This is a genomic window from Streptomyces sp. NPDC001568, assembly GCF_042893755.1.
Taxonomy (GTDB): domain Bacteria; phylum Actinomycetota; class Actinomycetes; order Streptomycetales; family Streptomycetaceae; genus Streptomyces.
The window spans coordinates 75,929-89,060 of the sequence record NZ_JBIAVF010000023.1 but is presented as its reverse complement, the minus strand read 5'-3'; the positions used below and the strand labels follow the sequence as shown (position 1 = coordinate 89,060).

Genomic DNA, 13,132 nt, shown 5'->3' with positions numbered 1-13,132 from the left:
CACCGAGGACATGACCCTGATCCCGTTGTCGTACGCGCAGCGCCGGCTGTGGTTCCTGGGCCGGCTGCACGGCCCGTCCGCCGCCTACAACGCGCCGGTCGTCCTGCACCTGGACGCCGACACCACCGCCGGCGCGTCGCCCGACGCGTCGCCCGGTTCGCGGTTCGACGCGCTGGCCGACGCGCTGGTCGACGTCGTGGAGCGGCACGAGGTGCTCCGTACGGTCCTGCCCGCCGGCGCAGACGCGGAGCCGTACCAGCGAGTGGTGCCGTCGGCCGACGTGCCCCGGCTGGTCGTCGAGGACTGCGCGGACGACACACGGGACGCCCGGGTCGCCGCCTTCGTCCGGGAGACGTTCGACATCACCTGCGAACCGCCGCTGCGCGCGCGGCTGTTCCGCTCGGACGACGGAAGCCGGGTCCTGGTCCTGCTGATCCACCACGTGGCGACCGACGGCTGGTCGGTGGGCCCGCTGCTGCGGGACCTGGCGCGGGCCCACCGGGCGCGGCTGGCCGGACGGGCTCCCGACTGGGAGCCGCTGCCCGTGCAGTACGCCGACTACGCGCTGTGGCAGCACGAGGTGCTCGGGGACCCCGAGGACCCCGACGGTGTGGCCGGGGAGCAACTGGCCTACTGGCGCGAGGCCCTGGAGGGCGCTCCGCCGGTGCTCGCCCTGCCCGCCGACCGGCCCCGTCCGGCCGAGCCCTCGGGGCGTGGCGGCGCGGTGACCGGCCGGCTCGACGCGCCGGCGCACGCCTCGCTCCTCGCGCTGGCCCGTGCCCGGCGCGCGACGGCGACGATGGTGGTGCGGGCGGCGCTCGCCGCGGCCCTGTCGGCGGCGGGAGCGGGTGAGGACGTGGTGATCGGCGCGCCCGTCGCGGGCCGCCCCGAGGAGGACCTGTACGAGCTGGTCGGCTTCTTCGTCAACTCCCTCGCACTGCGCACCGATCTGTCGGGCGCTCCGTCGGCGGCGGAGCTCGTGGACCGGGTCCGGGACGCGGACCTGGCGGCGTACGAGCACCAGGAACTCCCCTTCGACCTGCTGGTGGAGAAGCTGAGCCCGGAGCGGGCGCTGGGCCACCACCCGTTCTTCCAGACGATGTTGACCGTGGACGCGGACGCCGCCGGCAGCGCGTCGGTGGATCTGGGCGGGGGTCTCGTCGGGCTGCTCGCCGATGTCGGCCTGGGCACGGCCAAGTTCGACCTGACCTGGTACTGCGCGCAGCGGCACACCCCGGACGGGCGGCCGGACGGCATGGACGTCGCCCTCCAGTACGCGGGTGACCTCTTCGACGAGGACACGGCCCGACTGCTGCTGGAGCTGTTCGTACGGACGCTCGACGCCTTCGGGCGGGCTCCGGACGCCCCGCTCGGCGAAGCGGGGCCGGAGGCCGCCGAGGCGGCGCGGGCGCTGGCCGGGCGGCCGCACACCACCGCGGCGGCGCCCGCCCCGACGGCGGCCGGCTCCGGGGTGCGCCGGGAGGTCCTGGCGCCCCGGGAGGAGATCCTGTGCGGGCTGTTCGCCGAGGTGCTCGGCCGGCCGGAGCTCGACGCCGACGCCAACTTCTTCCGCAACGGCGGCCATTCGCTGCTCGCGAGCAAGCTCGTCAACCGGATCCGGGGCGCGCTCGGCCTGGATCCGGGCATCCGGGACCTGTTCCTGGCTCCGACGCCTGCCGCGTTGCACCGCCGGCTGGCCGGGCGCGTCGGGGCGTCCGCGGCCCGGCCCGCGCTGGTGGCGGTACCGGTCGGGGAGCGGCCTCGGCTGCTCCCGCTGTCCGCGGCGCAGCGTTCGCTGTGGCTGCTGGGCCGGATCGAGGGCCCGTCGGCGACGTACAACGCCCCGCTGGTGCTGCGGCTGGAGGGGGTTCCCGAGCCGGCGGCGCTGGGGGCCGCGCTGGGCGACGTACTGGCGCGGCACGAGGTGCTGCGCACGGTGTACGGGGAGGAGGGCGGGCAGCCGTACCAGCGGGTGCTGGACGTGCCCGGGCAGCTGCTGGAGGTCGCCGACTGCGCGCCGGAGGCGTTGGAGGACCTGATCGCGGGCTTCGGCCGGGAGACCTTCGACCTGGCGGCGCGGGTGCCGGTACGGGCCCGGCTGCTGCGACCCGGGAACGGCACCTCGGTACTGGTGCTGCTGCTCCACCACATCGCCACCGACGGTTGGTCCCTGGCGCCGCTGCTGCGTGACCTGACCGAGGCGTACGGGGCGCGCCGCGCGGGCAGGGCCCCGACCTGGCGGGCGCTGCCGGTGCAGTACGCCGACTACGCCCTGTGGCAACGGGAGCTGCTGGCCGATCCGGCGGCTCTGTTGACGCACTGGCGGGCGGCCCTGGAGGGGTTGCCCGCGCGGACCGCGCTGCCCGCGGACCGGCCGCGACCGGCCGAACCGTCGGGGCGGGCCGCGACGGTGTCGGCGGCGTTGGATCAGGACGCGCACCGGGCGCTGGCCGCACTGGCGCGGGAGCGTCGGGCCAGTCTGTTCATGGTGGTCCGCTCGGCTCTGGCGGCGGCGCTGTCCGCCGCGGGGGCGGGTGAGGACCTCGCGATCGGCACCCCGGCGGCCGGCCGCTCCGACGAGGACCTGCACGACCTCGTGGGTTGTTTCGTCAACTCCCTGGTGCTGCGCACCGACCTGTCGGGCGACCCCTGCGCGGCCGAGCTCGTCGAGCGGGTCCGGGACGCGGACCTGGCGGCCTTCGACCACCAGGACCTGCCCTTCGACGTGCTGGTGGAACAACTGGCCGACCCCGACCGTTCGCTCGGTGAACACCCTTTCTTCCAGGTGATGTTGACCGTCGAGCAGGCCGACACCGGCCGGGTGCGGCTCGGCGGGATCCCCGGCCGGGCGGGCAGTACCGATCTGGGCGCCGCCCGGTTCGACCTGTCCTTCCACTGCGCCGAGCGGCGCGCGCCCGACGGCGGCCCGGGCGGCCTGGACGTACTGGTGCAGTACGCGGGCGACCTGTACGAGCAGGACACGGCCCGGCTACTGCTGGAGCTGTTCGTCCGGGCGCTGCACGCCTTCGGGCAGGCTCCCGGGACCCGGCTCGGCGCCCTGGAGCTGCTGCGGGAGCCGGAGCGGCGGGCCCTGGAGCGGCGGCGGGCCGCGCTGGACCGGCACGAACGCGAGCGGCGCGCCGCCGCGGCCGTGGTCGGAGCCCGCCGTGCGGGCGCCCCGGCGCGGGTGGCGTCGCCGCGGGAGGAGATCCTGTGCGGGTTGTTCGCGCAGGTGCTGGGCCGCGAACGGATCGCTTCGGACGCCAACTTCTTCAAGGCGGGCGGGCATTCGTTGCTGGCGAGCCGGCTGATGAACCGGATCCGGGCGGTCCTCGGCGTGGAGGCGGGGATCCGCGACCTGTTCCTCGCCCCGACCCCGGAAGCCCTGCACCGACGCCTCGGCGAGGCCGCCGCGCACGGGCCCGGGCGCCCCGCACCGGTCGCCGTCGCGGACCGGCCCGAGCGGCTGCCGCTCTCGTACGCGCAGCGCCGGCTGTGGTTCGTCGACCAGCTGGAGGGACCGTCCGCGACCTACAACATCGCACTGGTACGGGAGTTGGAGCGGCCCCTGGACCCGGCGGCGCTCGCCGAGGCACTGGCCGACGTGGCGGCGCGGCACGAGGTACTGCGCACCGTGTACGGGGCCGAGGGCGGTGAACCGTACCAGCGGATCCTGGAGGGGGCGCGGCCCCAGCTGGAGCTGGGCCGTCCGGCGGACCTGGCGGCGGCCGTGGACGAGGCGGCCTCGGAGGTCTTCGACCTGACCCGGGACCTGCCGCTGCGGGCCCGACTCCTCCTCCCCGACGGCGAGGGCCCGCAGACCCTGGTGCTGCTCCTGCACCACATCGCGGCCGACGGCTGGTCCACCGGGCCGCTCCTCGCGGACCTGACCACCGCCTACGAGGCCCGGCTGGCCGGCGCCGCGCCCGACTGGGAGCCGCTGCCGGTGCAGTACGCCGACTACACCCTGTGGGAGCGGGCCGCGCTGGACGGCGAGGACGCCGCCGGGCACTGGCGTACGGCGCTGGCGGGACTGCCGCCGCTGATCGACCTGCCGACGCAGCGCCCCCGGCCCGCCGTCCCCTCGGGACGGGGCGCGGTGACCGGGTTCACCGTGGACGCGGACACGCACCGACGGCTGCTGCGGATCGCGCACGCCCGCGGCGCCACCCTGTTCATGGTGGTGCAGGCGGCGCTGGCCGCCGCGCTGGCCCGCACCGGGGCGGGCGAGGACCTCGCGATCGGCACGACGGTCGCGGGCCGCGGCGACGACGCCCTGTCCGACCTGGTCGGCTTCTTCGTGAACACCCTGGTGCTGCGCACCGACGTGACGGGCGACCCGGTGTTCGGCGACCTCGTGGACCGGGTCCGGGAGGCGGACCTGGCGGCGTACGCGCACCAGGACCTGCCCTTCGACCTGCTGGTGGAGGCCCTCAACCCGCACCGTTCCTCGGCGCACCACCCGCTGGTGCAGGTGATGCTCCAGGTGAACCCGGCGCCCGCCGGTCCGCCGACCGGCCCGCTCGCGGGCACGGAACGCCCGTTCGCCGCGCGGACCGCGAAGTCGGACCTCACCTTCGCCCTGACCGAGCGGGACGGGGGCGGGCTCTGCGGGGTGCTGGAGTACGCCACGGACCTGTACGAGCCCTCGGGCGCGGGCCGACTCGCGGCGCTGCTGGTGTCGGCGCTGGAGCTGTTCGCCGCCGGCCCGGACCTGCGGGTGTCGGACCTCGCGGCGCCGGCGGACCGGCGGGCCCCGCGTCCGCTCGTCGGGGGCTACCCGATCGACCTGGCCCGGGTCGAGGCGGTCCTGGCGGAACACCCGCGGGTGGGCGGCGCGCGGGTCCGGGTGGTGGCCGACCGGCTCCTCGCGGAGGTCACCGCGGCCGACGGGCCGGTGACGGAGGCCGAGCTGCAGACCTGGGCGGCGCAACGCCTGCCGGAGTACGCCGTCCCCGCGACGGTCCGGGTCCCGGGGGAACCGGCCGCCGCGGCGGCTGCCACGACCCCGGCCGCCGCCGCGGCGGCCGAGGACCCGGCGGCCCGCGCGCGGGCCGCCGCCCTGCTGCGGCTCTTCGCGGAGGTGCTGGGACGGCAGGTCGCACCGGACGACAACTTCTTCAAGTCCGGCGGTCACTCGCTGCTCGCGGTCCGCCTGGTGAACCGGGTCCGCGCGGAACTGGGTCACGAGCTCACCCTCCGCGACGTCTTCCGCCACCCCACCCCGGCCCGCCTGGCGACCCTCCTGTCCTCGACGCCCCCCGCCCCGGCCGCGACCCCGACCCTGCGACGCCGCACCCAGGCCGGCGCCCGCGTCCGGACCTGAGGAACCCGACGAGCCGGGCCCGGCCGGCCCCGCCCGGGTCGGCGGCCTGCCGGGTCCGATGTCGTGGGCGCCCGTGAAAGCGGGCGGCCACGACGCGTTTCCGGGGCGGGGCACGCCGCGTTTCCGAGGCGGGGGCACGACTCCCGTGCGTCCGACCGATGCGTGCGGAGCGGCAGTCGGGGGCGGCAGCCGGCCGTGGGCGGAGCTGCCGGAGGGACTGCCCGCCGGGGCGGGCCGGGGTGCCTAGCGTGGGGGCCACGGAGTCCGCTCCCGCTCCCGAAACCCTCGCCTGGAGGCCCCGCGATGCCCTCGACCGCCCCCACCGCCTCCGCCGTCCTGGACGGCGGCCCGGCGATCACTCCGGCACCCGGCGTACTCGACCGGATCGCCGCCCAGGACCCCGAGCGGACCGCGCTGGTGCACGGAGAGCGGCGGCTGACGTACGGGCAGCTGGCGTTCGCGGTGGCGGTGCGGGCCGACGAGCTCGCGGCCGGCGGGGCCGGTCCGGGGCGGCTGGTGGCCGTCCACCGGCCCCGGGGTGTCGACGCGATCGTGGGACTGCTCGCCGCCCTGCGGACCGGCGCCGCCTACCTGCCGCTGGATCCCGCGGCCCCGGCCGCCCGGAACGCGGCGATCCTCGCCGACTGCTCGGGCCGCGAACAGGAGCTGATGGAGGGGGAGTTCACACTTCCCGGCGCCCGGGTCCCGGAGGGCACCGCTTACGTGATCTACACCTCCGGGTCGACGGGCACCCCGAACGGCGTGGTCGTCGGGCACGGGGCGCTGGCCCGGTTCGTGGCGGGGGCGAGCGTCCGGTACGGGATCGGCGCCGAGGACCGCGTACTGCAGTTCGCCCCGCTGCACTTCGACGCGAGCGTGGAGGAGGTCTTCCTGACCCTCGGCTCGGGCGCCGCGCTCGTCCTGCGCGACGAGGACATGCTCGACGTCCCCGGACTGCTCGCCGGCTGCGCCGCGCACGGGGTGACGGTGCTCGACCTGCCGACCGCGTACTGGCACGAACTGGCCCACGCGCTGGCCACCGGCATCGCCGAACTGCCGCCCCGCCTACGGACGGTGGTCATCGGCGGGGAGGCCGCGCTCCCCGAGCGGGTCGCGCAGTGGTGCGCGGTGGTGGATCCGGAGCGGGTCCGGTTGTGGAACACGTACGGGCCGACGGAGGCCACCGTCGTGGCGACCGTCGCCGATCTGTCCCGGTACGCGGGCGGTCCGGTGCCGATCGGGGCGCCGCTGCCGGGAGTGCGCGCGGCCGTGGTCGACGGGGAGCTGTGGCTGCTGGGCGGGGCCCTCGCCGACGGCTACCTGGGCCGCCCCGAGCTGACCCGGGCCCGGTTCACGGCCCTGGGCACCGAGCGCGCGTACCGCACCGGGGACCTGGTCCACGTACGGCCGGACGGGCTGCTGGGGTTCCGGGGGCGGGCCGACGACGAGGTGAAGATCAACGGGCACCGGGTGGATCCGGCGTCCGTGGAGTCGGTGCTGACCGCGCACCCGGGGGTGCGCGAGGCGGCCGTGGTGGCGCGGGAAACGACGGACGGGGTGCGGTTGCTGGCTGCGTACGTGGTCGCCGACGACGGGGTGGAGGCCCGCGAGCTGCGCGAACGGGTCCGGGCGGAGCTGCCGGCCGCGGCCGTGCCGGGCACGGTGACGCTGGTGGAGGCGCTGCCCCGGACCTCGTCCGGGAAGATCGACCGCAAGGCGCTGCGGGGTGCGCCGGCCTCCGAACCCCGCTCCTCGGCCGGCCTGCTCGACGGGGTGGCGCCGCCGCCCGCCGAGGAGCGGGTACCGCTCTCGTACGCGCAGCGCCGGCTGTGGTTCCTGGCCTCGCTGGAGGGGCCCTCCGCGACGTACAACCTGCCGGTCGTGCTGCGCCTGGACGCCGTCCCGGACCGGGCCCTCCTGTCGGCGGCGCTCGCCGACGTGGTGGAGCGGCACGAGGTGCTGCGGACGGTGTACCCGGCCGTGGACGCGGAGCCGTACCAGCACGTGCTGTCCGCTCCGCCGGTGGAGCTCGACGTCAGGCCGTGCGGGACGGAGGAACTGGCCCGGTCGGTGGCCCTGTTCACCGCGACTACGTTCGATCTGGGCGCACAACTCCCGATCCGAGCACGCCTGTTCGTACCGGGTGACGGGTCCGCGACCCTGGCGTTGCTGACCCATCACATCGCCACCGACGGCTGGTCGGTGGGCCCGCTGCTGCGCGACCTGGCGCGGGCGTACGAGGCCCGCCGTGCGGGATCGGCGCCCGAGTGGGAGCCGCTGCCGGTGCAGTACGCCGACTACACCCTGTGGCAGCGGGAGTTGTTGGAGGATCCCGAGCCCCTGGTGGAGCACTGGCGGGCCGCCCTGGCCGGCATGCCGGGCGTACTGGACCTGCCGACGGACCGGCCCCGACCCGCCGAGCCCGGCGGCGGGGGCGCGACGATCGTCGCCCGGCTCGACGCGGACGCGCACCGTCGACTCGTGGCGCTGGCCGAGGAACGCGGCGCGAGCCTGCTCATGGTGGTGCAGCCCGCCCTCGCACTGGCCCTGGCGGCGACCGGCGCCGGAACGGACATCGCCATCGGCACCCCGGTGGCGGGCCGGGCCGACGAGGCCCTGAACGACCTGGTCGGCTTCTTCGTGAACACCCTGGTGCTGCGCACCGACGTATCGGGCGACGCCTCGTACGCGGAACTGGTGGACCGGGCGCGGGAGGCGGACCTGGCCGCGTACGCGCACCAGGAACTGCCCTTCGACCTGCTGGTGGAGCACCTGCGGCCGCAGCGGACCTCGGCCGTCAACCCGTTCTTCCAGGTGATGCTGACCGCCCAGGAGGCGGCCGACGCGGAATCGGGCGGCACCGAGGGCGTGGTGAGCGCCGGACCGCTGTCCGGCCGGTTCGTCGAACCGGGCCTGGAGGTGGCCAAGTTCGACCTCAGCGCCTCCTGCGTGGAGCGCGCGGACGGCGGGCTGGAGGTGTGGTGGCAGTACGCGGTGGACCTGTTCGACCGGGAGACCGCCCAGCTGCTGCTGGACCTGTTCGTACGAGCCCTCGCGCGGGCCGCCGCCGACCCCGACGCCCGGCCGGGCGCCCGCCCGCTGCCGACCGCGGAGGAGGCCGCGGTCCTGACCGGGCTCCGGGAGCGGCCGACCGTGACGGCACCCGGAACGGACCCCGCTCCCGCCACGCACTCCCCCGCCGAGCAGCTGCTGTGCGCGCTGTTCGGGGAGGTCATCGGGCTCGCGGGTCCGGTGGCGCCGGACGCCAACTTCTTCGCGGAGGGCGGCCATTCGATGATGGGGATCCGCCTGGTGAACCGCATCCGCGCGACGCTCGGGGTACAGGCGCGGATCCGCGACCTGTTCCTCGACCCGACGCCCGCCGGCCTCGCCCGACGGCTCCTCACCGAACCGGCTGCGGACACCGGGCCCGCCCCGACCACCAGGGGAGCGGAGTCGGCGCCCGCCCGGCACGACGGGCGACCCGGACCGGCCGCGGTGCCGGCCGCGCTCCGCCCCGAACGGATCCCGCTGTCGTACGCGCAACGCCGGCTGTGGTTCGTGGACCAGTTGGAGGGGCCGAGCCGCTCGTACAACATCCCCTTCGTGCTCCGACCGGACCGGCCGCTGGAGCCCGGGGCGCTCGCCGAGGCCCTGGCCGACGTCGCGGAGCGGCACGAGGTCCTGCGGACCGTGTACCCGGCGGTGGACGGGCAGCCCTACCAGCGGGTGTGCGCGGGAGCCCGGCCGGTGCTGGAGCGGATCACGGTGCCGCAGGACGCTCCGGCGGCGGGTCCTGCGGATGACGCGCAGGACCCGCCCGCCCACGCGCTGCGCGCCGCCGTCGACGCGGCGGCCGGTCACGTCTTCGACCTCGCGGCCGAACTGCCCTTCCGGGCCACGCTGATCGATCACGGCCGCGATCAGGTCCTGGTGGTGCTGGTCCACCACATCGCCGCCGACGGCTGGTCCGCCGGCCCGCTGCTCGACGACCTGACCACCGCCTACGAGGCCCGGCTGGCCGGGGCCGCCCCCGCCTGGGAGCCGCTGCCGGTGCAGTACGCCGACTACACCCTGTGGGAGCGGGCCGCGCTGGACGGCGAGGAAGCCGCCGGGCACATCGCCTTCTGGAAGGAGGCCCTCGCCGACGCGCCGCCCGTACTGGAGCTCACCGGAGCCCGGACCCGGCCCGCCGAGGCCTCCCACCGGGGCGCGGCGGCACCGCTGGCCGTGGACGCCGCCACGCACGCCCGGCTGGAGCGCCTGGCCCTGGACCACGGGACCACCCTGTTCACGGTCGTCCAGGCGGCCTTCGCCGCCACCCTCACCCGGCACGGCGCCGGTACCGACCTGCCGCTGGGCACGGTCGTGGCGGGTCGTGACGACGAGGCGCTCAACGACCTGGTCGGCTTCTTCGTCAACACGCTCGCCCTGCGCTGCGACACCTCCGGCGACCCCCGGTTCACGGAGCTGCTCGGTCGGGTCCGGGACACCGCCTACGCGGCCTACGCACACGCCGAGCTGCCCTTCGACCTGGTCGTGGAGCAGCTGAACCCGGTACGGTCCACCGCGCACCACCCCTTGGTGCAGGCGGTCGTCCAGGTCCAGCCGGCCGAGGCGGGCGCGCCCCGCGCGTCGGCCCTGGCCGGGACGGCGGTGGGTGCGGACTCCGGGTTCACCAAGTTCGACCTCACCCTGTCGCTGCGCGAGGCGCGCGGCACCGACGGTGCGCCGGGCGGGCTGGACGGCGTACTGGAGTACGCGACGGACCTGTACGACGCGGCCACGGCCGCCGTGCTGGCCGGGCACGTGGCGCGGACGCTGCGCGCCGTGGCCCGGGACCCGGAGCAGCGGATCGGGGACGTACGGCTGCTGTCCGCCGAGGAGGAGCACCGGCTGGTCGTCGAGTACAACGACACGGCCGCGCCGCGGGCGGCCTGCGGGCTGGTGCACGAGAGGTTCGCGGCGCAGGCCCGGCGCACGCCGCGGCGGACCGCCGTCTCGTACGGGGAGGAGACCCTGCGGTACGAGGAGCTGGACGCGCGTGCCAACGCGTTGGCGCACCGGCTGATCGAGGCGGGCGTGGGCCGGGACGGCGCGGTGGGGCTGCTGATGGAGCGCACCCCGCACCTGCTGGTCGCGGCGCTCGCGGTACTCAAGTGCGGGGCGACGTACGTGCCGTTGGACCCGCGGCTGCCGCAGGCACGCGTGGACATGGTGATGGAGGACGTGGGCGCGCGGGTGCTGCTCATCGGTGAGGCACAGGCCGGTCTTCCGACCATTCGGGCTCAACTCGGCGCCGGGGTGCGGGTGTTGTCGGCCGACACTCCGGTGTCGGGGCATCCGGTGACCGATCCGGGCGTGCGGGTCGGCGAGGACGCCTTGATGTACGTGATGTTCACCTCCGGCTCCACCGGCCGCCCCAAGGGCGTCGGGGTCACCCACCGCAACGTGGTCGATCTGGTCACCGACCGGTGCTGGGACCTGGCCAACCACCGCAGGATGCTCGTGCATTCGGCGATCGGCTTCGACGCCTCGACCTACGAGCTGTGGGTGCCGCTGTTGAACGGCGGCCAGTTGGTGATCGCCCCCGGGGACGGCACCGACGTCGCGGAGCTGGACCACGCGATCCGCAGCAACGAGGTCACCGCCGCGTACTTCACCATGGGCCTGTTCCACATCATGGCGGACGAGGGCCTGGACACCCTCAAGCTCCTCGACGAGGTGTGGACCGGCGGGGACGTGGCCTCCCCGAGCGCGCTCCAACGGGTGCTGGACCACTGCCCCGACACGGTGCTCGTCCACTCGTACGGGCCGACCGAGACCACCTTCGCCTCGCACCAGCAGCGGTTCCCGCTGTCCGAGCGGGAGGTCCGCGGCGTGTACCTGGGCGCGGCCCTCGACAACACCCGCGCCCACGTCCTGGACGGGCGGCTGCGCCCGGTGCCCGTCGGGGTCGCCGGCGAGCTGTACCTGTCCGGTACGCAGGTGGCGCGCGGGTACGTCGGCCGGCCCGGACTGACGGCGGAACGGTTCCTGCCGGACCCGTTCGCGGCGGACGGCAGCCGCATGTACCGCACCGGGGACCTGGCGCACTGGACGCCCGGCGGCGAGTTGCGGTTCATCGGGCGGGCCGACGGCCAGGTCAAACTGCGCGGGTTCCGCATCGAGCCCGGTGAGATCGAGGACACCCTCGCCCGGCACCCGGGGGTCGGGCAGGTCGCCGTCACGGTCCGCGAGGACGGTCCGGGCGGCAAGCGGCTCGTGGCGTACGCCGTGCCCCGCGCGGGGCACACCCTGACCGGGCCGGGGCTGCTGCGCTGGGCGGCGGACGAACTGCCCGAGCACATGGTGCCCTCCGCGGCGGTGCTGCTCGACGCGATCCCGCTGACCGTCAACGGCAAGCCCGACCGGGCCGCGCTGCCGGCGCCCGCGCCGGCCGAGCGGGGCGGCGGGCGGGCGGCCCGCACCCCGCGCGAGGAGGTGCTGTGCTCGCTGTTCGCCGAGGTGCTGGGGCTGGAGCGGGTCGGCATCGACGACAACTTCTTCGCCCTGGGCGGGCATTCGCTGCTCGGCGTACGGTTGGTGAGCCGGATGCGGACCGTCCTGGGCCTGGAGCTCGGTGTCCGCGACCTGTTCCGCACGCCGACGGTCGCCGGGCTCCTCGGCGACGAACCCTCCGGCTTCGACCCGATGGGGGTGCTGCTGCCGCTGAACACCCGGGGCGCGGAGCGGCCGCTGTTCTGCCTCCACCCGGGGACGGGCGTCGGCTGGCCGTACGCCGGGCTGGCCCGTCACCTCGGCCCGGACCAACCGCTGTACGCGGTCCAGGCGCGGGCGCTGAGCGAACTGGGGCACTCCCCCGGGTCCGTCGAGGAGATGGTGGACGACTACCTGCCGCTGATCCGCGGGATCCAGCCGCACGGACCGTACCGCTTCCTCGGCTGGTCCTTCGGCGGCACGGTCGCCCACGCGCTGGCGGTACGCCTCGCCGAGCTCGGCGAACGCACCGACCTGCTGGCCATGATGGACGTGCACCTGCTGCCGACGGAGCCCGAGCGGCGCCGGATGACGCCGGCGCAGAAGCGGGACATGCTCGTCGGCGACGCCACCGACGAGCCCGAGGACGCCCCCTTCGACGTGGACGCGCTCATCGGGCTGGTGCGCCTGAAGGACCCGGTGCTCGGCGCCTTCTCCGACGCGGAGATCCGCTCGGTGATCGGCGCATCCATCAACCACGCCGAAATCATGAACCTGTACGCCCCGCGTCCGGTCGCCACGGATCTGCTCTTCTTGGCGGCCCTGGAGGACGGGGAAACGGAAAACACCCTCGCCCAGCATTGGATTCCCTATGTGGAGGGCCGGGTGGAGAATCATCTGATCGGTGTTCCACACACCAGGATGGGCGAACCGGAACCACTTGCGATGATCGGCCGCATTCTTTCCGAGAAATTGAGGAGTCTGTCATGACCAATCCTTTCGACGACACCGAAGGCACCTTCCGCGTCGTGGTCAACGCCGAGGGGCAGCACGCCCTGTGGCCTGTGTTCGCGCACATCCCGGCCGGCTGGGAGGCCGTGTGGGGCGAGGGCACCCGAGCGGACGCACTCGCCTGGGTCGAACACCACTGGACCGACATCCGGCCGCGGAGCCTGGTCGCCCAGTACTCCTGACCAAAAATCCGAACCGGAATCGAAATGGCCGTGCCCCGCACCGCGGGCACGGCCATTTCTCTTTACCCCGCCGGCCCGCTCCGGCGCCGCCGGTTCCGCTCGAATTCTCCGATACTGCCGCCACAACTTCCCC

3 protein-coding genes are annotated in these 13,132 nt (G+C 75.3%); all 3 read left to right on the top strand.

What is annotated here, in order from left to right:
- The first annotated feature begins 10 nt into the window (after positions 1-10).
- The 3 genes from ACFY0I_RS33685 to ACFY0I_RS33675 all read left to right on the top strand — a co-directional run bounded on the left by ACFY0I_RS33685 (position 11) and on the right by ACFY0I_RS33675 (position 12,999).
- Complete coding sequence (locus ACFY0I_RS33685) at positions 11-5,326, top strand: condensation domain-containing protein (RefSeq protein ID WP_388902895.1); 5,316 nt, start codon at positions 11-13, stop codon at positions 5,324-5,326.
- A 303-nt stretch (positions 5,327-5,629) separates the two neighbouring features.
- Positions 5,630-12,796, top strand: a complete 7,167-nt coding sequence (locus tag ACFY0I_RS33680; protein WP_388902893.1) for an amino acid adenylation domain-containing protein — start codon at positions 5,630-5,632, stop codon at positions 12,794-12,796.
- Positions 12,793-12,999, top strand: coding sequence for an MbtH family protein (locus ACFY0I_RS33675; RefSeq protein WP_388902891.1), 207 nt, complete (start codon positions 12,793-12,795; stop codon positions 12,997-12,999). The genes ACFY0I_RS33680 and ACFY0I_RS33675 overlap by 4 nt, the downstream gene beginning before the upstream one ends.
- The last annotated feature ends 133 nt before the right edge of the window (positions 13,000-13,132 follow it).